The 20846-nt window shown below is 71.0% G+C and carries 20 protein-coding genes and 1 pseudogene; 7 read left to right on the top strand and 14 right to left on the bottom strand.

The features are described from left to right. Nucleotides 1–308: 308 nt before the first annotated feature. A complete protein-coding gene (locus tag OG472_RS43150; RefSeq protein WP_405827001.1) occupies nucleotides 309–1280 on the bottom strand; it encodes a helix-turn-helix transcriptional regulator in 972 nt (323 codons plus the stop codon). A gap of 97 nt (nucleotides 1281–1377) precedes the next feature. Between OG472_RS43150 and OG472_RS43145 the strand changes: the two genes are divergently transcribed. After that, nucleotides 1378–2013 carry a TIGR03086 family metal-binding protein gene (locus OG472_RS43145; RefSeq protein WP_405827002.1) on the top strand — a complete coding sequence of 212 codons (636 nt, stop codon included), beginning with the start codon at nucleotides 1378–1380 and terminating at the stop codon, nucleotides 2011–2013. 337 nt (nucleotides 2014–2350) lie between these two features. Here OG472_RS43145 and OG472_RS43140 read toward each other — a convergent pair whose 3' ends face one another. After that, on the bottom strand, nucleotides 2351–2794 hold the full coding sequence (locus OG472_RS43140) for a hypothetical protein (protein ID WP_405940625.1): 444 nt from the start codon (nucleotides 2792–2794) through the stop codon (nucleotides 2351–2353). A gap of 65 nt (nucleotides 2795–2859) precedes the next feature. Between OG472_RS43140 and OG472_RS43135 the strand changes: the two are divergent. Next, a pseudogene (locus OG472_RS43135) lies at nucleotides 2860–3294 on the top strand (winged helix-turn-helix domain-containing protein); the annotation flags it as partial. Between the two features lie 237 nt (nucleotides 3295–3531). Here the strand turns inward: OG472_RS43135 and OG472_RS43130 are convergent. Continuing rightward, complete coding sequence (locus OG472_RS43130) at nucleotides 3532–4065, bottom strand: DUF3887 domain-containing protein (RefSeq protein WP_405827004.1); 534 nt, start codon at nucleotides 4063–4065, stop codon at nucleotides 3532–3534. A gap of 440 nt (nucleotides 4066–4505) precedes the next feature. Between OG472_RS43130 and OG472_RS43125 the strand changes: the two genes are divergently transcribed. Both OG472_RS43125 and OG472_RS43120 read left to right on the top strand, forming a co-directional pair. Continuing rightward, the gene (locus OG472_RS43125) at nucleotides 4506–4892 is read left to right on the top strand and encodes a hypothetical protein (protein WP_405940626.1); all 387 of its coding nucleotides are present in this window, start codon (nucleotides 4506–4508) and stop codon (nucleotides 4890–4892) included. Beyond that, nucleotides 4889–5029, top strand: coding sequence for a hypothetical protein (locus OG472_RS43120; RefSeq protein ID WP_405940627.1), 141 nt, complete (start codon nucleotides 4889–4891; stop codon nucleotides 5027–5029). The genes OG472_RS43125 and OG472_RS43120 overlap by 4 nt, the downstream gene beginning before the upstream one ends. 395 nt (nucleotides 5030–5424) lie before the next feature. On the opposite strand, the gene OG472_RS43115 is transcribed toward OG472_RS43120, so the two are convergent. Beyond that, nucleotides 5425–5937, bottom strand: a complete 513-nt coding sequence (locus OG472_RS43115; RefSeq protein ID WP_405940628.1) for an EF-hand domain-containing protein — start codon at nucleotides 5935–5937, stop codon at nucleotides 5425–5427. 331 nt (nucleotides 5938–6268) lie between these two features. Between OG472_RS43115 and OG472_RS43110 the strand changes: the two genes are divergently transcribed. After that, nucleotides 6269–7447, top strand: coding sequence for a CapA family protein (locus tag OG472_RS43110; protein WP_405940629.1), 1179 nt, complete (start codon nucleotides 6269–6271; stop codon nucleotides 7445–7447). Nucleotides 7448–7854: 407 nt separating this feature from the next. Here OG472_RS43110 and OG472_RS43105 read toward each other — a convergent pair whose 3' ends face one another. Further along, nucleotides 7855–8397: a hypothetical protein gene (locus tag OG472_RS43105; RefSeq protein WP_405940630.1), complete on the bottom strand. Its 543-nt coding sequence runs from the start codon at nucleotides 8395–8397 to the stop codon at nucleotides 7855–7857. A gap of 1508 nt (nucleotides 8398–9905) precedes the next feature. Then, entirely contained in the window at nucleotides 9906–10253 is a 348-nt protein-coding gene (locus tag OG472_RS43100; protein WP_405827012.1) for a hypothetical protein, read from the bottom strand. Between the two features lie 268 nt (nucleotides 10254–10521). Here OG472_RS43100 and OG472_RS43095 point away from each other — a divergent pair, with 268 nt between their 5' ends. Then, nucleotides 10522–10656 (top strand): hypothetical protein, encoded by a 135-nt coding sequence (locus OG472_RS43095; protein WP_405940631.1) that lies wholly within the window; start codon nucleotides 10522–10524, stop codon nucleotides 10654–10656. A gap of 50 nt (nucleotides 10657–10706) precedes the next feature. On the opposite strand, the gene OG472_RS43090 is transcribed toward OG472_RS43095, so the two are convergent. The 4 genes from OG472_RS43090 to OG472_RS43075 all read right to left on the bottom strand — a co-directional run bounded on the left by OG472_RS43090 (nucleotide 10707) and on the right by OG472_RS43075 (nucleotide 15490). Then, nucleotides 10707–11906, bottom strand: coding sequence for an SMI1/KNR4 family protein (locus tag OG472_RS43090; protein ID WP_405940632.1), 1200 nt, complete (start codon nucleotides 11904–11906; stop codon nucleotides 10707–10709). A gap of 103 nt (nucleotides 11907–12009) precedes the next feature. Next, nucleotides 12010–12564 carry a telomere-protecting terminal protein Tpg gene (tpg, locus tag OG472_RS43085; protein WP_405827015.1) on the bottom strand — a complete coding sequence of 185 codons (555 nt, stop codon included), beginning with the start codon at nucleotides 12562–12564 and terminating at the stop codon, nucleotides 12010–12012. 95 nt (nucleotides 12565–12659) lie between these two features. Continuing rightward, a complete protein-coding gene (gene tap, locus OG472_RS43080; RefSeq protein WP_405940633.1) occupies nucleotides 12660–14768 on the bottom strand; it encodes a telomere-associated protein Tap in 2109 nt (702 codons plus the stop codon). A 116-nt stretch (nucleotides 14769–14884) separates the two neighbouring features. Beyond that, nucleotides 14885–15490 (bottom strand): hypothetical protein, encoded by a 606-nt coding sequence (locus tag OG472_RS43075; RefSeq protein WP_401614730.1) that lies wholly within the window; start codon nucleotides 15488–15490, stop codon nucleotides 14885–14887. A 673-nt stretch (nucleotides 15491–16163) separates the two neighbouring features. Here OG472_RS43075 and OG472_RS43070 point away from each other — a divergent pair. Then, the gene (locus OG472_RS43070) at nucleotides 16164–16784 is read left to right on the top strand and encodes a hypothetical protein (protein WP_405827018.1); all 621 of its coding nucleotides are present in this window, start codon (nucleotides 16164–16166) and stop codon (nucleotides 16782–16784) included. A gap of 610 nt (nucleotides 16785–17394) precedes the next feature. Here OG472_RS43070 and OG472_RS43065 read toward each other — a convergent pair. From OG472_RS43065 to OG472_RS43050, 4 genes are all read right to left on the bottom strand, one after another. Next, nucleotides 17395–18039, bottom strand: a complete 645-nt coding sequence (locus OG472_RS43065) for a response regulator (RefSeq protein ID WP_401614726.1) — start codon at nucleotides 18037–18039, stop codon at nucleotides 17395–17397. Continuing rightward, nucleotides 17991–19298, bottom strand: a complete 1308-nt coding sequence (locus OG472_RS43060) for a histidine kinase (protein WP_405940634.1) — start codon at nucleotides 19296–19298, stop codon at nucleotides 17991–17993. Before OG472_RS43060 ends, OG472_RS43065 begins: the two co-directional genes overlap by 49 nt. 22 nt (nucleotides 19299–19320) lie before the next feature. Continuing rightward, entirely contained in the window at nucleotides 19321–20196 is an 876-nt protein-coding gene (locus tag OG472_RS43055) for a CPBP family intramembrane glutamic endopeptidase (RefSeq protein ID WP_405940635.1), read from the bottom strand. Nucleotides 20197–20331: 135 nt separating this feature from the next. After that, nucleotides 20332–20802 (bottom strand): flavodoxin family protein, encoded by a 471-nt coding sequence (locus tag OG472_RS43050; protein ID WP_405940636.1) that lies wholly within the window; start codon nucleotides 20800–20802, stop codon nucleotides 20332–20334. Between the last annotated feature and the right edge of the window lie 44 nt (nucleotides 20803–20846).

The following is a 20846-nucleotide window of genomic DNA, read 5'->3' as shown; positions in this document are numbered from 1 at the left end:
GCCACGCACCCGCCGGCACCGCCGTCCCGGCCAGCAGGCTCAGGGACGGGCCCGCACTCTCGTGCCCGGAGCGGTCGGCCCACCAGCCGCACGCGGCCGGCAATACCCGCGCCTGCACGCCGGCGCCGGCAGGCGCTGCCTGCATCGCGGTCACACACCCCCGTCCAGTTGATACGGCCACCCCCGGCCGGGCCCTGAGTCCGGGTTCCGTAACCCGCGACCGGACAGACCGGAGAGACCGGGCACGGCCGGCGACTGCTGCCCGGCATGGGACAAGGGCTCACACCCCGAAAGCGGTTCGCCATCGGCTACTGGCCGTGGGGTTCGTACGGTTCATCCTCCGCGTACATTCCCGTGAGTTCGGCGGCGATCCGGGCCAGCCACTGTCGTACCTCCGGCGGCTCCAGTACCTCGACCCCCGCTCCCAGCCCGGCCAGATGTCCTGCCAGGGCCTTGGCGGCCGGGCCGTCGACCCACACCTCGGTCCAGCCGTCGGGCAGCGGACCGCCGACGCGCACGCGGCCGCCGAGGAACCGTTGCAGCAGGGCCAGCGTGTCGGGGTGGACGCGGGCCCGGGCGGTCACCGCGTACATGCCGTCCTGGAAGGCTCCGGACAGCGCCTGCCAAGCCGTGGCGAGGTCGAAGTCGGGCGGCCGGACCACCGGTTCGCCGGTCGGCTCGACGGAGGTGACCCGGCTGAGCCGGAAGGTGCGCAGGCCCTTGTCCGTACCGGCGACCAGGTAGTCCACCCCCGCCTTGGCCACGAGCCCGAGGGGGTCGACGGTGCGTTCGCCGACTGGTTTGCCGACGCCCGCGTAGCCGAGGCGGACACGGATCCCGTCCACGACGGCGCCCTGGAGCGCGGAGCGGTGGGCGGCATCGGCGGTGACGGCGTTGCGGGACCAGTCCGTGGCGTCGACGACCCCCGCGCGGGTCGCGGCCTGGGCCTGCGCCCGCATGGTCGGCGGCAGGGCCCGGACCAGCTTGCGCAGTGTGGTGCGCAGTTCGGGGGTGGCCGACAGGGGGCCGGTGACGAGGAAGAGCGCCCGGGTCTCGTCGGCGGTCAGTCCGGTGAGGTCGGTACGGGCCCCGCCGACGAGGGACCAGCCGCCGCCGCGGCCGCGCTGCGAGTAGACGGGGATGCCGGCCGCGGCCAAGGCCTCCAGGTCTCGGCGCGCGGTGCGTTCGGACACCTCCAGTTCGGCGGCCACTTCGGGGACGGTGACGCGGCCGCGTTCTTGGAGGAAGAGCAGGGTCGCCACCAGCCGGTCGGCTCTCATGTGCCCTTTTCCTCCTTCGTGGGTGCCGCGTCGTCGCCTTTCATTCTCTTCGGAAAACAGGCCAGAAGATGGCCACTTTTGCTTACAGGATGAACCCATGAACAAGATCGAGCAGCTCATCGAGACCCCGTCCGACTCCACCGGTACCGTCGCCGCCCCCTTCTCCTTCGATCCGCGGACCGACCTCGCCGCGGCCGTCGAGCTGGCGGGCCGTACGCTGGCCGCCGTCCGGCCCGAGCAGTACGACGCCCCGACCCCCTGCGAGGAGTTCGATGTACGGCGGCTGTCGAGCCACCTCGTGGCCGTCGTCCGCCGGATCGCGGTGATCGGGCGCGGCGAGGACCCGTTCAGCGTCCCCTCCTTCGCCGATGAGGTCGCCGACGGTGCGTGGGCGGAGGCCTGGGTGCCGGGTGCCCGCGAGGTTGCGGAGGTGTGGGCGGATCCGGGCATCCTCGGCCGGCAGCTGCGCCTGCCGATGGGCGTCCTGCCGGGCGCGGCCGCCGCGGCCGTCTACACCCACGAACTCACGGTGCACACCTGGGACCTGGCCAGGGCGACCGGGCAGGACCCGGACTGGGACCCGGCTCTCATCGAGCGTGTGATCGGCGTCGTACGTCGCGCGCTGCCGGCCGAAACCCGCGGCGGGCGGATCCCCTTCGGCGAAGTGGTGACCTTGGACCCCGGGGCCCCGGCCATCGACCGGCTGGTGGCCTGGGCCGGACGCCGGCCCTGAGTGCCCCGCGCCAGCCGGCACCACGGCCCCGGCGGCAGGCCTCCGCCTCACCCCTACCGCCGCGAACTGCGAAGGATTCCAGGGCTGTCTCCGCTCCCACGGCGGAGGCGACGTGAAGAGCATGAACAGCACCTTCCAGGCTGAATGGCGCCAGTGTGCCGCCATCGCCAGCGCCGTCGCATCGCCGGAAGCTTCGGCAAGGGCTGACCACCCCGTTTGATGAGCGGCCCCTGCCCACCGCCGGGCAGAGGGCCGCGCCCCGCCTGCTGCCGCTGCGAACAGGAGGGCGGTGGAAGGGGAGGCGGGTGCGTTATGGAGATGCCGGTGAGGAACATGATCAGGACCAGGACTCCGGAGGCCCGGCACCCAGCGAGCCGGCTCGGACAGGATCACCCACGCGCCCAAGCAGGTCAGGATCGACTTCGCGGACCAAGCCCTCCGGCATCGACGTGCTCAGGAGGTCGGCCCACCGGTCGGTGCCCTCGGCCTTGATGCGCGCCGTGTTCGCAGTCACGGCCTGATGGACCCCGGCGGTCATCCGGCCCATCTGCGGCAGGAACACACGCAGGTCGACGAGCCGGCGGGCCAACTGCGGCCAGTCCACGCCCTGCAGCAGCACGGCCAGGATGTCGTCGCCGAGGTGGCCGCGCAGCTGGTCGGCCGACCAACCCGGGGCCATCTTCTCCGCGCCCTCGCCGAGTTCCTCCTCCTTGCCGGTGAGGCGTTTTGGGGTGGCGCGGCGGACCGCGTCGGAGATGGTCATCACCAGGCGGTAGGCCATCGCCGCAGTCTGCGCAGGGTGGGGGTCTGACTGCGGAGAGACAGGCTTTCCGTGAACGGATCCGGATGGAAGCGGCCGGCATGTTCGCCGGCGGTCTGGGAAATCCGCGATCGCGAAGGAGTTACGCGTATGCGTCCGGTCGGTTCAGCGGTGGCGGCAGTCGTGGCAGGAAAACGGTCAGCCGGCTCTGCGTTCACAAGGAGCTGCCTGCGGGCCGAAGTTGAGTAAGACCTTGTTCGCGGTCCTCGAGGAGGAGCCGGCCAAGGGGCCGGTCGCTCACGGGTCGCCGGACCAGAGGTGGACCCTGGCCCCGATCAAGACACTCATCGGGCGAAGGTTCCACAAGAGTATGACCCTGTCGGGCATCTCCCAGATGCTCAGGCGGCACGGCTGGAGTCACCAGGTGCCTGCCCGCCGTGCTCTCGAGTTGCAACGTGGAAGCGGTGGCCGGCTGGGTAAAGGACACGTGGTTGCTGGTGGAAGCACCGCGGCGGCGCTCGCGCCTGGTCGATGACGCCGCCGACCTCACGGACCTGGGCCAAACGCGGCCACACCCCCGTCATCCGGGCCCGCGGACGCTCCCAACGCCGCTACTCCGTCGCGGTCCTGACCTGCTGCAAAGCGGGCGAACGCTCCCGCCTCGGCTACCGGCCCAGACGGCACCGGGACCATAAGCAAGGTGGCCGGCGCAGCTTCACCGCCCAAGCAGCCGGCCAAGGCCCTGCACGTGGATTGATCTACGAGACCGGCGCTCCTGTCCAGAGGAAAAACAGACCGGCGATGCTTCCGTCCTTGTGGAAGGTCACGCGGAACTCCGCAGGTGTGCGTTCCATGCGCAACGGCACATTGACCGCAGTGAACTCGCCGACTGTGATGTCCTTGGGATCCCCGTGTGACCGATAGCGTCCGAACTGATTCTGGAAGGTCTTCCATGCCGTCGCGAGGGTGGCTGGGGGCAGTTGTGTACGCATCGTCGCATCGAAGCGGGCTGTGGCCGCGGTGAAGTTGCCCTTCACGATGTCGTTGAGCGTCTGAAGGGCGATCCGGTCGTATCGAGTCTGAGCCGGGGTTGCTGCCGAGGCCGAGCCCGCGACCGTCGTGGTTACGTGGGCCTGTCCCGCAGCCAGCGCGAAACCGTTTGCTCCGGAGCCGACGCCGGTGGGAGCAGTGGTGGGTGCAGCGTGTGCGGTGGTGGTCAGTGAGGCGCCGCCGACGGCGAGCAGTGCGGTGATCAGCAGGGGGGCGAGGCGTCGGGTCCTGGTGCCGGTCATGGAGAAGGGCTCCCTACGAGAGGTCGTGGAGTGCGGGGGTGCGGATACGGTGGGGCGCGTTGCCGTCCGCCGTCCTACGGCGTCATCCGTCACTCCATTGCGCCCCACGCACGGGTCTGCGGTCACGGCACTGAATTTCGGGGCTTGACACATCCGGCACACTGCCCCATCACCGGCCGTAGGCGATACGTCACGCCCGGCTCACCGCGGGGCCTTTCCCCACTGGGCGCCAGGCAGCGGGTGTGAACAGGCACGTCCATGGCGGCCGGCCGTCTTCGGGATTGGCGCCCGACGGCAGCAGCTTGGTCACCTCGTGACAGCCATGATCACTACGGCTGGGCAGCGTGTACAGGGGACACCCGTCCCGTCCTGGCTGACGCCCATCTGGAGCCACCACCGCCCCCATTCACAAGGCTCACCCCCGCCCGAGTCCGCCGGGGGTGCAGGAACCTCCGCGCGAAGACCGGCACGCCAGCCCGTGCACCGAAACCCAGCCGACCGGCCCCGGCCGCCCGCCCGGCTCGAAGAACCAGCGGACCGCCACCCGCTACGACGTCGGACGCGTCCTCGCCACCGGCGTCCTCATTGCCATGACGCGGACGATGTTGGATAGCCGCATGGTGAGGCGTAAGAAGGAGAAACAGAAGCGGCCTGCCTGGGGCATTCCGAAGGGGATCGTGCTGTTGGCGACGCCAGAGGGCTGGCGCCACAGCGTCCTCACCATGGAAGGCGGCATGCTCTGCGGGCGTCTCGACGTGCCGATCAACACCGACCCACCCGACGCGCGGGCCGTGGCGGCCCGGATGGTGACGGAACGCACACCGTGACGGCCGCCGCCAAGGAGGAGGCCACCCTCCAGCCGCACCGCGGCCGGACCGGCAACCTCGACCCGTACCGCCGTCAACACCGGGCCGGCACCCGCCTCCAGAGGCAGCACCGCGTCCGTGTCTTCAGGGGCGGATGACATCGCATCCACCCGGGACCGCGTGGTCGCCTACATCGAAACCTGACCAGGGGTGCCATCGCCCGCCTGCCGCCGCGTTCGGCCGGCGCCATCGCCGGTCATTGCCGCGATGGCGTTGTGCCACGGCTCAGCTCAGCCGGGCGGTCGCGTTGGCCGACGCGTCGCGCTCGTACGCGGGGCCAGCCCCGGGGCGATGACTGCCACCCGCGAGTTGGGGACGCGAGGAGACCAGCCCAGCCCGAGGAACCTCGCGGATCTCGCGTCCGTGGTCGTCCGGGGTGCAACTTCAGACCCCGGTCCCGTCGTCGGCGGCCCGTCAGCCCCCCCCCCCCCAGTTCCTCAGCTCGTGAAGAAGGCCAGACGGTCGCGTATCCGCAGAGCCGCCGGTCCCCCGGTCAGCTACCGGCCTCCGCGTGGAGAGCCCGCGCCATGGGAGAGGAACCGTCGGTGACGAAGGAACGGATCTGTGCCAGGTAGGCGTCCCGATCGACACGGCCGTCGCCGTCCTCGTCCAGCGCGTCGAACGCCGAACGGGCATTGTCAGCGGGGTTGCCCAGGGCATGGCGCAGCCGGGTGAACTCCGCCCGGTCGAGGTGGCCGTCGCTGTCAGCGTCGGCCAGGTCGAACAACGATCCCAGAGCCGGCCTGCACACTTCGTCGAAGGCCTCCTCGCCCGCCCACGCCTCGTACTCCGTGAAGGTCACCCGGCCGTCCTGGTTCGAGTCCATCGACGCGAACACCCTCTCGTGCGCGGTGCGTGCCAAGGACAGGAGCGGGTCGTCGCCGGCCCGGCCCAGGGCCGCTGCCGCGCGTTCGGGCCGGGCCAGGTACTCCTGGCGGGAGATGACCCCGTCGCCGTCGACGTCCAGCATCGAGAAGATGTGCCGCTTGGCCGTGATGGTGTCCACCCGGACCCTCTTTCCTGCGCAAAGCCGGAGAAGCAGCGGGCGCCGCTCTCCCCGGAAACGATCAACCCGGCACCAGGTCACCCGGTGCCGGCGGCCCGGCATCCGCTCCGGCGAAACCGAGATCCAACAGGCGGGACGCGGTAAAGACCAGGTGAGCCCCGCCTTTCACTGGGTCTGAGATCGAAGCAGGCACTAAGACCGGGGCGCGCTTCCAGTCACCGCCCGCCCCAGCGCCGTCCGGCAGGCCGTTCGTGCCGGGGGCTGCCCAGTGCGTCACGGGGGTCCGAACGGCGCACAGCCGCTGGAAGGGGGCCGGGCCTACTGTGGAGGAGTGGGAGCGAGCGGCAGCCCTGCGACGGACCGCGAGGTCACCGTCTGCCTCGCCGGCGACGTGATGCTCGGCCGGGGCATCGATCAGGTGCTGCCACACCCGGGCGACCCGCAGCTCGCCGAGCCGTGGGTGACGGACGCACGTGCGTACGTCGAGATGGCCGAGGCCGCGAACGGACCGGTACCACAGCCCACCGGCTACGACCGGCCGTGGGGCGACCTGCTGCAGGAACTCCGGGCCACCGGGCCGGACGCCTGGGTGCTGAACCTGGAGACCAGCGTGACCCTGGCCAACGGCTTCGCCCCCGGGAAGAGCGTCCACTACCGCATGAATCCGGCGAACCTGCCGTGCCTGACCGCCGCCCGGCCCGACGTGTGCGTACTGGCCAACAACCACGTCCTCGACTTCGGCCGCGAGGGGCTGGCCGAGACCCTCGACAGCCTCCGCGCCGCCGGGCTGCGCACCGCCGGTGCGGGCGGCGATGCCGCCGAGGCATGGCGGCCGGCACGGGTGGCACTGCGGCCCCCCTCGTCCCGCGCAGGGTCCGCGTCCCGTCGCGGGCCGCGCCTCCTCGTGTTCTCGGTCGGACTCCCCTCGAGCGGCATCCCGCCCGACTGGGCGGCCACCCCGGACCGCAGTGGCATCGCCCTCGCCTGCGCACCCTCGCCGGCCGCCGCGGCCGACCTGGTCGCCCGCATACGGGGCGCCCGCCGGACCGGCGACCTGGTAGCCGTCTCGATCCACTGGGGGTCCAACTGGGGCTACCGGGTCCCGCCCGAGCACATCCGCTTCGCCCACGACCTCGTCGACGGCGGCGCCGACCTCGTCCACGGCCACTCCTCGCACCACGCCCGCCCCTTGGAGGTCTATCGCGGCCGGTTGATCCTCTACGGCTGCGGAGACCTGGTCGACGACTACGAAGGGATCAGCGGTCACGAGCAGTACCGCGACGACCTCCGCCTCCTCTACACGGCCCGCCTCGACAAGGACACGGGGGCGCTGCGAGGACTGCGCCTGACCCCGTTCCAGGCCCGCCGCCTCACGCTGCACCGGGCCCATCTCCGCGACGCCCACTGGCTGCACGCCGCACTCACCCGGCACGGCGACCCCTTCTCCGCGGCGCTCACCGTCGGCAGCGACGGGGCGCTCACCCTCGCCTCGGGGATACACGAGGTGTGACCTCAGTGACCTCAGTGACCTCAGACTCGCATCCCGCATCCTGCGTCCCGTGCAGCGACGGCCCCTTGGGAGCAGCCCGTACTCCGGCCGGGTGGCCTCGGGTGAGCAGCAGCCGGACGGCCTTCTCCCACGTCCACTGCCCGCAGGCCGGCCGGATCCCGTCTGCGACCTTGCCCATGCTCCTGTTCGAGCGGGCCGTCACCGCGGCTGGAGGCCGACTGGCCCTGGTCGTTCGCGTACGCCTCCCGACGCGCCGCCGTCCGAGCAGAAGCGCCAGCTGGCGGGGAGCGTCACTCGAAGTGCGCGGTATCCCTGTCTGGTCCCGGTGGTTGAGGGGTTCGGGCCGGCCTGCCTGTTGGGGCGGTTGTGGTCTGGCAGGAGCGCGAGTGCCCCGGTGTCGATGGGTGTCAGGAGTGAGTGCCGGCCTTGCTCCGCTTCATGTAGCCGTCAGGAGGACACCCCGCGTCCGGGCCCTCTGTGGGGCACATGCTGGGATCGTCTGTGTCTCCGAAGTCCCCGTAGAGGTAGACCCAGACCGTGCACGTCGGATCCTCGGTGAAGGACAGCTGAAGATCTTTGCCACGTGTGGCGCTCTCGTCGGGGACGGAGAGGCCGTCGCCTTTGGGGCTGGCGTAGAAGGCCCAGCGGCCGCTGGACAACTTCTCGGGATGGGCGCAGTCAGCCATCGCTTTGACCTTGTCGAATCCCGTTCCGGTGAAGGTGTGTTCCTTCGAGAAGGTCAGGGACGTCCCTGCTGGGCTGGTCCACGTCCCTACCAGCTGCTCCTGCGGAATCTTCGCCGCGTGGACGGCTGCGCCGTACCCGCAAGACGCTGTGAGAACTACCCCGGTTGCCGCGAGAACCGTCGCCCGCCATCCACGCATGTCCACAGACCTCTCCCCAGAGATTGGATGCCCGGCCTGCGGCCACACTCCAATATATTTGAACATGCTCAAAAAATGCAGCTTCTTTCGGGGTCGCCGCAGGCGACACCTCCCAAACCGGCCGTACGACGGGGTGGAGGCCGAGCATCGGCCCGAGGACCGCCGGGGGCAGGTCCTGGGCCAGGGCGACGAGGGCGGTGGCGCGGTCGCGACCGGTCCCATCGGGATCCGGCCGACCTGCACCGCCAACGCCGCGTCCGCCACCCGACTTCGGCCATCAAGTACCTGAGGCTGAGGGTGCACGCCCGCATGGGTCTGTCAGGCAAGCTGATCCCTGGTTGACCGGGGTCGAGGGGGAGCGGTGTCGCGGAAGGTCTGGTTGTGGGCAGGTGCGGGATGGCTGGCTCTCGTCTTGTTATGCGGCGCATTCACTCTCTACCTGGATGAATCGGAGGATCCTGGTTCGAGGTCACCGCACTGGGAGCGGGCTCCCGTTCCCAGTGGCACGCCTTCGCGCTGTCCCGACCCAACCGCACAGGCCAGGGACGTCCCACGCTCCTGTACCTACTGGGAACGCGGCTGACTCGCCGTTTGACGTCCTGCCTGAACTCGCTCAGTACGAGTTGTCGAGCTGGTCTACGAGGAATCGAAGCTCACGAGCTCGGCGCCGGGACATGCCGTGTATCACGGCATCCAGGAACTCCCGTGCTTCGAAGGGGCTGCCGCAGCATTCCCACACACTGCAGCCGCCATCCCCGTACTCACTCCAGAGGTTGCGGTACGGGTCCTGCACGAACCCCCGCCAAATGCTCACGGACTCAGCCGTGACACCAGGCCACAGGTAGTTCCGGCTCCACTCGACCCTGGCAACCTCGGCAAGAGCAGACGCGGACAGGCCAGCGATCGAGGGTCGATGGGAAGGCAGGTGCCGCGGCCGCTGCTCGGCGCGGACGCGCCCAGGCCGCCTACGCGGCATGGGCCTTTCTGTAGAACGTCATGGGGTGATGCTGCCAGAGACGGCCGCGCCGCGGCACCTGAGTTCGTTCGTCGCGGCTTCGTCCCCTTCTTGTGGTGTGCGGGGCGGCGGTACACCTCGCCGGGCAACGAGGATGCGTACGACGTCGTCGCGGGTGCCGGTCCGCCGCGCGGGCGCCCGCCCCGCCCCCGGCGCGACCCGCGCCTCCTCCGGCCGACGGCGCGCCAGGAGACCGGCCGTCCACGCCGCGACCGTCGGCTTCCGCAACGCTCCGATCGCCGCGGCGAGCTGCCTGTCCCCCGTCTTAGTGCCTGTTTCTGAACCCCAGAGCAGCAGGTCAACCAGCCATTGCCCGGAATGCGAAGCTCGGAAGCGTTCGCCGAACGGTCACCGTGACCGTTCGGCGAACGGAACTGCTGGGGTGTGTGGGACGCGCGGGGCGGTCTTCGGGGAGACCTTCACCCGGAGGTCGGCGAACGCGGTCGGTGGACCGACTCAGCCTTGATCGTTCTCAAGTTGCCCAGCAGCAACTTGGCTCTCGACTCACCTGGTACCAGGCTACCGACCCCGCAGAGTCCGAGGGCTCAGAAATAGGCACTCAGCAGTACGTCCGGGCCTTCTTGACTGCGGGTTCAGCCTGCTGGGGGTCGGAGGTCACGTTGAGCAGCTGCTGCGCCTCCCTCAGGGCGTCGGCGAGGGGCTGGAACTTGGCGTCCGCCAGGGCAGCCGCCCTGGCCAGTTCCTCGGCGCCGACGAGGCGCGCCACCACGATGTCGAAGGCCTGCCCGCCGTCGGTGCCCGGCATCCGTTCCGGCAGTCGGCTCACGGCCGCACAGGCCAACTCGGCGTCGGTGCCCTGGACCTTGCCGGACGCCGCCCCCGACTGGCAGGCCGTCAGAGCCAGCAACAGACCGGCCGCGGCCACAGCAGTCGTCGGACGCCTCATCAGTTCCCCCCGCTCGAAGACTTTCGGCCATCCTCGCGGGCTTCGCTTAGGGGGGCATAGTCCAATCCCGGCCAGCTTGCACGGCTACCGACCCCGCAGAGTCCGAGGGTTCAGAAACAGGCACTTACGGGCCTTGCCCACGTGCGCGTCCCGGCCCTTGCTTGGTGAACTCCGGCAGCCGCAGCCCGTACGACTCCACCGCCACCGACTCCACATCCATGCCCGGAAAGCTCCCGCCCTGCGCGTCGACCGGCAGCACAAGACCAACGTGGCCGACGGCACCCGGCCCGAGCTTCGCCAGTACACCGACGAGATCGAAGACGTCCGCGTCCTGTACTTCATCACCGCACTGTGCACCGTCATCGCCTCGGCCGGCACGTCGTCGACGGCGGCGCGAGCGTGACACCCGGCGCACCGGGCGGACGGGCAACCGGGCGATCGCCGGCCGGGGGCTCACCAGTAGGCGCCGTCGTCCCAGGGCCGGAAGTCCGCGAACTCGACGGGGTCGTCGTCCTCGTCCAGGGTGGCGAACCCATGCGTGACCAGCGTGCCGCGTTGCCAGTCGAGGAGGGTGTCGATCAGGCCGCCGTCGAGTGGCGGTCCCTGGCCCGCGTGGCGGGGCCAGACGATCAGCGGCCAGGTGTCGGGATCCCCTCCCTCGGTGAGCCAGCCGAGGTAGTCGCCGTCGATGGAGTTGGCGAAGGGGAGGAAGCCGCCGGGCTCGGGCCAGATGGCCAGTGGGTACCAGCCCGCGTCGTCGTCCTTGAGCTGCCGGTAGGCGTCCGCCGTGTCCTCGACGTGCGTGAGGAAACGCCGCTCGCCGGTCCGGAGCGGGGTGTGGAAACGCAGCCACCCGCTCCAGATGCCGGCGCCGTACCCGTCCATCAGCCGCACGTACTCCCCGGGCAGCCGTGTGCCCAGCTCGGCGAACAGCCCCTCCCAGGAGCCGTTGCCGAGGTACGGCCGCTCGGGTGGCGGCGACAGCAGCCGCAGCCCGTCCAGCCCGGTGCCGGTCTCCAGCGCGATTCGGCGCTCGGCCTCGGTGAGCCGGGGCGGGACCGGTGCGGGCGGGATCCACGCCTCGGCGTCGGGAAGGAAGGCGGTCCGCGCGACGGCGCCCGGCAGCGGGCCCAGCAGCGGGCCGGGAGGGGAAGGGAGCTCCCAGGTGTCACGGACGGTGTGCCGCAGGTAGTCGGTGAGCGTCAGGTCGTACCGGTGCCACCGGAGCAGGCCACTGCCCGGCACCGCCCCCGAGTGCTGCACCACCACGGTCCACTGGTCGGGGTCGGCGGAGGCCGAGGTGTCCCAGAACAGTACGTCGCTGCCTCGCGTGCAGCCCCAGGCCAGCAGGCCGCCGGGCTCGGGGTGGAGCACAGGCCGCTCGGCCTCGGGCAGGTTCCGCGCCTCGATCCGCGCCTTCCGGTGCGTCGCGCGCAGCCACTCGCCGTAGTCGAAGCGGTCCCGCTGGACGCATGGCACGTGGATCCACACGTACTGACCGAAGTCCAGCGGCCCGTACCGGTCGGCAAGCCGCTTGTAGTCGGCCGGCAGCCGCAGTCCGAGCCAGTGCTCGACGGCCGCCCAGTCGATGGGTACAGCGGAGAGCGGGTGCTCGGCGGAAGGGGTGGCGAACGTGCTTATGTCCGATGTCAATTGCTGTCCTTCCAGCGTGCGCCATGTGCTCGGCAGATTCTTCCGTCTCCGCGGACCAGGCGGACTCAACGGCTCGCGTCCGGGTGTGGCCCGGCGGCGGGGTTCAGAAGGAGACGTCGAAGTAGTCGATGTCGGTGAACTCGACCCGGAGCTGGTCGGCCCGGGTCCCGCCGTCCTTGAAGTAGATCTCCTGCAAGCCCTCGGCGACGATCGCGCGCAGGTCTCGGTCGGCGGCGCCCCGGGCGCGGGCATCGAACAGGCGCTGGGCGTAGACGGCGGGCAGGTGGACCGTGAGGCGGCGCACGCGGCCGTCGTCGGTGGTGCCGACGGGGGCGGTGTAGCCGAAGCGGGCCCGGGTCTCGACCGTGATGCCGGTGCTGGCGGCGGCCTCCTTGCGGCGCCGGCCCCGTACCACCGGCTGCCAGCGCGCCCGCACGGCCGTGTCGATACGGTCCGCGACAGGCCTGGGCGGGGTCTTGCGGTCGCCCTTGCGGTAACGCTCCACCGACCGCTGGCTGACCCCGAGCTCCGCGGCGACCGCGCGGGTCGTCTTCAGCTGCTTCAGCAGGAAGTTGATCCGGCCCTTCAGGGTCTTGGGCGGCTCTTTGGTGAAGGCCTCCTGGTCGGCGCGGACGATGGCGTCCTCGATCTCTCCCACAGCGGTTCAGCTCCTCGGCACAGAAGTCCGTCAGGTTCAAGTGGCCTCTCGGCCGTGGCCTGCGGCGATGGGGCGCCGCAGGCCACGGCCCGGTTCTATTCGCCGTCGTCGAGGACGGCGTCGCCGCCCTTGATGTGGCGGGCGGGGTTGAGGCCCTTCTCCATCAGGTCGACCGCCCACGCCATCTCCTGCACCCCTTCCAGCTTGGCCAGGCCGGGGGTGGGGCCGAGGCGGAAGCCGCCCATGAGCGGCTTGCCCGAGGCGGCGTACGGGAGGAAGTCCAGCGGCGACGGGCCGGGCGAGGGGTAGACGACGCAGTCGGAGAGCACCGCGAGGGGGTACAAGCCGGTCAGCTTGACCATGTTGGCGAGCTTGCGGTGCATGTTGACGCGGGCCTTGGAGATGACGGCGGCGCGGATGTCGGGGCGCCAGGTCGGGCGTTGCATGGCGGGCCACGGGTCGCCGTCCCGGTAGGTGCGGCCCTGGGGGCGTTCGCGGAGCTTGCCGATGCCGCCCTTGACCGTGGCCTTGACCGCGGAGAGGACGGCGGCCATGGCCGGGTCGGTCTGCTTGTGGACCTCCATCGCCGTCAGGAATGCGGCGTCGGTGAGATCGGCGGTGACGCCGAGGTCGGCGAGGGTGTCCAGGTACGCGGTCTTGAGGCGGTCGTGCCACGGGTCGAGGTAGGCGCCGGTCTCCCGGCGCAGGTAGGCCTCGATGGGGTGGACGTCGTGGCCGAGTTCCTGGGCGTAGGCGAGGGTGTGGGTCTGGTACCAGGCCGGACCGTTCGGCCGGGTGCCGTCCGGGGTGAACGGCGAGGGCAGGCGGGGGTCGAGCTCGATGTGGGAGAGGTCGGCCAGCCAGGAGCCGGGGATCTTCTTGTTGAACACCGGCCGGTGGAAGTGGTCGGGGGCGGACAGGCCCACCATCAGGCGGGCGGCGGCCGCGAGGAAGGCGGTGTTCAGGTCCAGGCCGACCGCGTACGGCAGCAGGCACTCCTCGTCGGAGAGGAGGGCGGGGTCGCGGACCCACTGGTAAGCCTCCTCGTTCAGGAAGCCCCCGCTCCAGCCGGAGTTCACGACGACGGGGTGTTCGGCGATGGCCTCCGGCGGCGCCGGGTCCACCGGCTCCGAACCGAGACTGCCGGGGTTGCGGCCCGACACCCACGTCCCGTTCTCCTGCACGGCCCTGGTGGGCGGGCGCAGGGCGGTCATCAGCTCCAGCCCGGACACGGCGGTGGAGCCGCACGGGGTGATGACCCGCTGGGCGTAGACGCCCAGGACACGGGCGATGTCGGCGGGGTTCATGTCGGCGACGCCGGGCCAGGAACGGGCGTCGAGGGCGTCCCAGGACAGGACCGCGAGCTGCACGCACTGCCGCGCGCTCCCCTCGGCCTTGCCGTAGACGCGCGCCCACGGGCCGAAACCGCGTTGCGTGAGCTGCCACTTCGCCTTCGCGATCTGCTTGACGACCGGGTGGTCCTCCGCCAGGCGCAGCGAGCGGCGCTCCTCGCGGCCCTCCAGGTGCTCGGGCAGGCCGAGCTTCACGGCGGCTGCGGCGGTGAGCACGATCAGCGGGTCGGAGTCCTTGCCGTTGCGGTTCAGGCGCGGGGCGCCGAGACCGGACTCCGTCAACGTCCACTCCACCAGCTCGACGATGGTGGCGGCGGGGCAGTCCAGCACGATCCCGTCCACGCCGTACGCGGCCCCGTCACCGTCGAGCACCGCGAGCGGGCCGTGCGGGAACCGGGAATCGACGGCTGCAGTGGTGGCGGGCCCGGCGGCCTTCTTCGCGGCGGGGCGCCGCGGCGTCGCCGCCGGGCGGACCGCGGGCTCGGCAACGGCCGCACTGCCGGGCGCGGCTGACGTAACGGCCGGGGCTGACGTAACGGCCGGCGCGGGGGCGGCCGGGGCGGGCCTGCCGGACAGTGCTGCGGGCACCGTCACGCCCGGGCCGGCGGGGTGCTGTGCGGCCCAGCCGTCCAGCAGCCGCTGATACGCCTGACGGCGCGGCGGGCGCGGTTCCGACCTGCCCGCTTCCCAGTTCTTCACCGACTGGGTCGTGCTCTGCAGGACCTGGGCGAGACGGGCCTGGGTGATACCGGCCGCCTCGCGCAGCCGGGCCCGCTCCGCCGGCGGCGGCATCGCGGGCTCACCGGTGAGCAGGTCATCCACGGCCGCGAACAGCTCTTCCTCGGTTGGCATACCTCAACCCTAGCATGCCTTAACCTTGGATTTACGTTCCCCTTAACTCTGGATTTAACCATTGACGGTTGTTCGGTTCGCGCTCACGGGCGGCGCGCGTCGCGGTGTTTTTCCCGTCAGGGCCGCAAGCCCGCTCGCCTGAGTGCGATCTCGGACAAAGCCGCGACGACTTGCCGGTCGCCGCGGCGCCAGGCGTCGGCGAGGCCGCCCGGCGGGGCGGGGATCGCAGAGAGGTCGCCCGGCGGTCCGGTGAGGGCGCGCAGGGCGAGGAGGTCGGCGCCTCCGGGTGCCTCGAGGAGACGTCGGATGACGGCGCTGCGACGGATCCAGCGCAGGCGCAGGGGAAGCCACAGCAGTAGTACGAAGGCCACGGGGAGGACGATCAGGGCTACTGCGGCCAGGGTGGCCACCTGGCTGACGGTGTCCTGCAGCGACTGTCCTGCGTCGGCGAGCCCGGTCCCGGCGTCGGCCGCGGACTGGAACGGCTTCTTCAGGAGGTCGCCGACCAGCGGCACGTTCGAGGCAGTGTCGCCGGCGTCGTCGAGGGCCGTGGCGAGGCTTTCGCCGGAGCTCTCCACCTTGCGTCCCGGCTCGGCCAGCAGCATGATCGCGCCGTGGACGGCCAGGGCGAACCACACCGCGGCGGCGATCAGGACCACGGCGATCAGGTCCGCGAGGATCTGGCGGTTGCGCCGTGCTGGGGTCTGGGCGTAGAGAAGCATCGGCTGCTCCTGTTCCGGTCATGGCGTCGGGGAGGCCGGCCCGGCCGGAGGTGTGCGGTGCTGGCGGCGAGGCTCGGCCGGTTGCCCGACCGTACGTCGGACTCGGTCCTTCCCCTGGTGTTCACGGGCACACGTCTGCGACACGGTGCCGGGTTGGCGCAGCGCCGGTGGCGCCGCCAGGTGGAGGACGAGCATGGCGCCGGCGGAGTGTTCGGGGCGGCCGGACCACCACTCCCCCGGTCCCGCACCGTTCGTGACGACACGCCAAGAGCCCGGGCGACCGGCACGCATGGTCGGGGGGCTTGGCGGTCGGCATGAGTGACACGGCTTTTCGTCAACCACGTCAGCAACAGGTGAGCAGCCACTGTCGGTGGCAACCACCAGGTCGCTGAGCCTGCGCCACTGACATTCCCCGCACACCATCCACCAGCAACCGCCGGGTTGAGGGCGGCGCTGCATGCCGCCGCCCAGGCCGATGGTTTCGGCCTCCAGGGCCAGCCCGCCAGCGGGCTGATGCCACCTCACGCGTTAACCGAAGCGATCGAGTGAAGTTGGCATGTTTCCACCACTTGGTGATCAATGCGGCCCCTCCGATCAGTAGATTCCCCACGATCGACCTCACTCGCTCAGGGGCCCGATCGCAACGAACGCTCATGGACAGGAGTAACCAGCCATGACCACACACGGGTTGAAGCGGCAGATGTCCGCCCTCACGACCGTACTGGCACTGGGCATCGCACTGCCGTTCGCCCTCGCCGCGCCCGCCCAAGCCGCACCGACCATGAGCATCAGCAAGAGCCACGAAGGGACCTTCACGCGAGGGGGGCAAGGCCTCTACCACATCGCACTGACCGTCAGCGGCGATGGCGGCGCCAACGACATTACGGTCACGGACCACCTCCCGACCGGCCTCACGGTCGACAATCTCGGAGGCGACTTCGCGATCGCCTGTCAAGCCATCAACAGCGGTACGACGGTACAGTGCGGAAACTTCTCCATTGCGAATTTCACTACCACACTCGATGTTGTCGTCAACATCGCCAACGACGCACCATGCTCCATCATTAACACTGTCACGGCCACCTCCCCGAGCATTGGCTCCGCCACGGACAGCGACCAGACCACGGTCGCCGGAGGCGGCTGCAACGGTGAGGGAGGCGAGGGCGGCTCGATCCTGCCGATCAACCTCAACGGCGCCCTCACCCTGTTCAACAACATCAACACCAGCAGCAACATCAACAGCCCAGGCGCCAGCAACACCAACAACCAGGCCTTCGGTTTGAATGCGCCCTGACCTTGAGCCAGCCCTTTCAGTCGCCGGCTGAAGCGCGACGGCGACCCCTCGGGGTACGTCTTACCGGCTATGACGCACAAACGCGCAAGCCGCCATGGGCGGATCACGAACAGGCCGTGGGCATCGGTCTCCCCAGCCGCTGCCGTGTAGGCGGCGGCCGGGGAGGGGGCACCTCCCAGACCGGGCCGAGCCACGTACAGGGTTCACCCGGCGGGCAGCTCCAGCCCCGGTCGTCCACCCGTCAGAGGCGGACGGGTCTGCGACGGCGGAGCCTAAGGTGGACTTGGGCGGGGGCTCCTCCTTCAGGAAGGGCTGGTAGGTGTCCCATCGGCGCTCCACCGTCCCCAGTACGGGGAGGTTGATCCGGGCCCCGCGGTCCGCGGCGCCCGCTTGGGACTCGTCGTACATCCCAGTCCGCCTTGACCTCTCCGCTCTCGGTGCCTGCGGCCCTCGGCGCCGCGGGGGCGGTACCAGGACTACCGGCGGTTGCTGCACATGGAGTTGAAGGTTGCCCCGTCGCCTCGGCTGACCCGTCTGGTCCGTGACCTGACACGAACGTAGGCGGTCAGAAGTCGCCTCAGCAGGGGCGTGCCTCTTGCGGCCCGCGTGGCTAGCGTTTCAGGTAGGCCAGGACGGCCAGGACCCGGCGGTTGTCGTCTGCGGAGGGTTCGATCCGGAGTTTGGTGAAGATGGCGGCGGTGTGTTTGGCGACGGCGCTCTCGCTGATGAACAGGGTTTGCGCCACGGCTGCGTTGGAGCGGCCCTCGGCCATCAGGGCCAGTACGTCCAGTTCGCGCGGTGTCAGCTGGGCGGTGGTGCCGCGGGCGTCGCTGCGGGCCAGCAGCCGTGCGATGACCTGCGGGTCCATCACCGTGCCGCCCGCCGCGACGGTGCGTACCGCGTCGATGAACTGGGTGGTGTGCGTGACCCGGTCCTTCAGGAGGTAGCCGATGGCGCCCTGGCCCCCGGCGAGCAGTTCGTGGGCGTAGAGCTGGTCGACGTACTGGGAGAGTACGAGGACCGGGAGCGCCGGCCGGGATCGGCGTGCTTCCAGGGCGGCTTGGAGGCCCTCGTCGGTGAAGGTGGGTGGCAGGCGGATGTCGACGACGGCGACGTCCGGTTGTTCGTCGAGGAGTGTTCTGAGCAGGGCGGGGCCGTTGTCGACCGCGGCGATCACCTCGAATCCGTGTTCCTGGAGGGTGCGGGTCAGTCCGTCCCTGAGGAGGAAGAGGTCTTCGGCGAGGACGACGCGCACGGTATCTCCAGGGTTGCGGTGGTCGGGCCGCCCCGCGGGCTGTGCAGGACGAGGGTTCCGTCGAAGGGGTCCAGGCGGCGGCGTACGCCTTGCAGTCCGCTTCCGCCGGGGTCGGCGCCGCCGCGCCCGTCGTCGGTGACCGTGACGCGCAGGGCCCCGTCGGTGTGGCTGAGGTGGATGCGGACCTCGGGGGCGCCGGAGTGTTTGGCGGCGTTGGCAAGGAGTTCCGCGACGGCGAAGTAGCCGGCGGATTCCACGGCGGCCGGGAGCCGGCCGGGCAGGGCTGTCTCGATGTGTACGTCGAGGTGGCTGTCGAGGGCCAGTGAGCGGACCGCGTCGCCGAGGCCGCGGTCGGCGAGGACGGGGGGCAGGACGCCGTGGACGAGTTCGCGGAGGTCCTGGAGGGCGCGTTGGGAGGTGGCGCGTACCTCGTGCAGGAGTGCGCGGGCGGCCGGTGGGTCGCGGTCCAGGAGGCGGGTGGCTTCGTCGAGGGTCATGCCCAGGGCGACGAGGCGGGCCTGTGCTCCGTCGTGCAGGTCTCGTTCGATGCGCCGTAGTTCGGCGGCCTGGACGTCGAGGATGTCGGCGCGGGAGCCTGCGAGGTGTTCGATGCGGCGGGTGAGTTCGGTGGTGTGCGGGGCGGCCAGCAGGCGTCTGCTCCAGCGTGCGTGGAGTCGCAGGGTGGCGGGTGCCAGTTTGAGTCCGGCGGCGATGGATCCGAGGCCGAGCAGGAGTGCGGCGAGCATCGCCGGGGTGGAGTCGACCGGGATGAAGGCGTACCAGTTGCCGTCGCCCAGGAGCCGCCAGACGAAGGGCTGCACGGCCGCGCCGAAGAGGCCGTACTCGACGAGGGCCAGCGGCACGGTGGCGAGCAGTGCGCCTGTCCACGGCTCGGCCCAGGCCCAGCGCAGGTCGTGCCAGAAGCCTTCGTCGCCGAGGAGGGCGCGGGCCTGCCGGTGGCGGCCGGCGGTGTTCCCGGGTGGCGCCGGGCGCGGTGGCAGTGGTTGTGGTGGGCTGATCACGGTTGCGGTCCAGCGGGCGGCCCAGTCGCGGTAGCGGTCGGAGATGCGGCGCAGGGCGGCTGCGGCGGGCGGGAGCAGGAGGAAGCCGATGCCGACGGGCAGGAGGAGCAGCGCCCCGACCACGAGGGTGCCGGCTCCGGATACGGCGAGCGCGGCCAGCGAGAGGAGCTGGCAGCGGCCGATGTCGGTGAGCGCGGCCCTGAGGCCGGTGCCGGGGCGTGTGTCTGCCTGTGCCATGCCTGCCTGTGGTTCCGTCATGTCAGCGCGGTCCGTGCGCTGTTGCGGCGGTGATCCTATCCGGTGTGGTCGCCGCCCGGCGGGTGGAGGCGATCCACGGGATTGCTGCGGCCAGGCAGGCGGCGCCGAAGATCGCCATCGGCGCTGTTGCCGGGGATGTTTCGTCGGTCACGAACAGCATGCCGAGGTTGACCAGGGTGTGGAAGGCGCCCGCGAGCAACAGCCGGTTGCTCCGTACGCGTTCCAGGGCGAGGCCGAGGATCACGGACATCGCGAGGGTGGCGGCCAGGAATCCGGCTGCGTAGGCCGGCCCCTGGGCGAGGGCCGGCACGTGCCACAGGCCCCAGGCCGTCCCGACCAGGACGGAGGCGGTGACCGGGCCGAAGCGGGTGCGCAGGAGCGGCTGGAGGTAGCAGCGCCAGCCGATCTCTTCGGCGCAGGCGCCGAAGAGCTGGGCGGTGACGAGCAGGGTGAGGGGGTGTGTGAGGGCCTGTGGGCTGGTGGTGGGGAGGGAGCCGGAGGTGAGCAGGGCGCCACCTGCGCACAGGGCGATGATCAGGGCGGGGGTGAGGAGGAGGGCCGTCCGGCTTCGGGTCGGTGTCCGGGCCTGGTGGTCTGCCGGTGCGTTGCCGGGGGCGGGCAGGGTGCCGGCGAGGCGGTCCCTGGTCCGGCGGGGCCACAGCAGTGCCACGGCTGCGACGGCGAGGGCGGGGCCGAGCTGGGTCAGTTGGAGCACCTCGGGGGGTATGCCGGTCGCGGGCTGGAGGGCGCCGCAGAGTCCGGCCGCCAGGAAGGCGACGGCGAGGAACACTCCTGTCTGCGCCGCCCATCCGCTGCGCGGTGCTCGCCGCCCCTGCCCCTGTCGCTGTCGCTGTCGCTGCTGCTTGTGGTCCGGCATGTGGTCCGGCCTCCCCGTGGATCGCCGGGGCGCGGCTGTCGCGCCCCGCGTTCGACTCTGCCGGTCGGGGTCGGGGCGGTCCTTGCACGTGGGTGCCGGAGGGGGTGTATCCAGGTACACCTTCTCGGGGGCGGGTCAGGCTGTGGTTGTGGGGTGGTTCTTGCGTGCTCGGGCGAAGGCGCGGGCGGCGCTCAGGTCGTCCTCGTCCGGGCGCTGTCGGTTGATGCCGCCGATGAGGTTGAACGGCGGCCACGTGTCGAGGGCGCGGCAGGTGAAGGCGGGTTCGACGGCGAAGCCCTTGGCGTGGAGGAGTCGTGTCAGGGGGCGGGTGAAGGGGGCGAACGGCAGCTGCGGCAGGCCGCTGGTGGCGAAGACGAAGGCCCGCCCCGACGAGGGCGGCAGGGCGCGGGCGAATGCGAGCAGGTCCGGGTGCATCCGCTGGGAGAAGACGCCGGAGCCGAAGCCCACCAGGTCGTAGCCTGCCGGGTCCGTGGCCGACGCCTCCTGCGGCGTGAGCACGCGGGCGTCGAGTACGTCGGCCATCGCCTGCGCCACGCGTCGGGTGTTGCCGTGGGATACGGAGGTGCATACGAGCAGAGTCTTCATCGGCGTCCCCTTCGTCTGCGGCTTCGTCTGCGGCTTCGTCTGCC

It is taken from the genome of Streptomyces sp. NBC_00207 (assembly GCF_045160965.1).
Classification (GTDB): Bacteria; Actinomycetota; Actinomycetes; order Streptomycetales; family Streptomycetaceae; genus Streptomyces.
The sequence above is the reverse complement of the archived record's forward strand: the minus strand, read 5'-3'. Positions and strand labels throughout refer to the sequence as shown.

Coding starts and splice junctions, on each gene's coding strand:
- OG472_RS43070 (WP_405827018.1), top strand. CDS start 16,164: ATGACCACACACGGGTTGAAGCGGCAGATGTCCGCCCTCACGACCGTA.
- OG472_RS43055 (WP_405940635.1), bottom strand. CDS start 20,196: ATGCCGGACCACAAGCAGCAGCGACAGCGACAGCGACAGGGGCAGGGG.
- OG472_RS43150 (WP_405827001.1), bottom strand. CDS start 1,280: ATGAGAGCCGACCGGCTGGTGGCGACCCTGCTCTTCCTCCAAGAACGC.
- OG472_RS43105 (WP_405940630.1), bottom strand. CDS start 8,397: ATGTTCAAATATATTGGAGTGTGGCCGCAGGCCGGGCATCCAATCTCT.
- tap (WP_405940633.1), bottom strand. CDS start 14,768: ATGCCAACCGAGGAAGAGCTGTTCGCGGCCGTGGATGACCTGCTCACC.
- OG472_RS43075 (WP_401614730.1), bottom strand. CDS start 15,490: ATGCTTCTCTACGCCCAGACCCCAGCACGGCGCAACCGCCAGATCCTC.
- OG472_RS43050 (WP_405940636.1), bottom strand. CDS start 20,802: ATGAAGACTCTGCTCGTATGCACCTCCGTATCCCACGGCAACACCCGA.
- OG472_RS43145 (WP_405827002.1), top strand. CDS start 1,378: ATGAACAAGATCGAGCAGCTCATCGAGACCCCGTCCGACTCCACCGGT.
- OG472_RS43130 (WP_405827004.1), bottom strand. CDS start 4,065: ATGACCGGCACCAGGACCCGACGCCTCGCCCCCCTGCTGATCACCGCA.
- OG472_RS43100 (WP_405827012.1), bottom strand. CDS start 10,253: ATGAGGCGTCCGACGACTGCTGTGGCCGCGGCCGGTCTGTTGCTGGCT.
- OG472_RS43060 (WP_405940634.1), bottom strand. CDS start 19,298: ATGGCACAGGCAGACACACGCCCCGGCACCGGCCTCAGGGCCGCGCTC.
- OG472_RS43140 (WP_405940625.1), bottom strand. CDS start 2,794: ATGGCCTACCGCCTGGTGATGACCATCTCCGACGCGGTCCGCCGCGCC.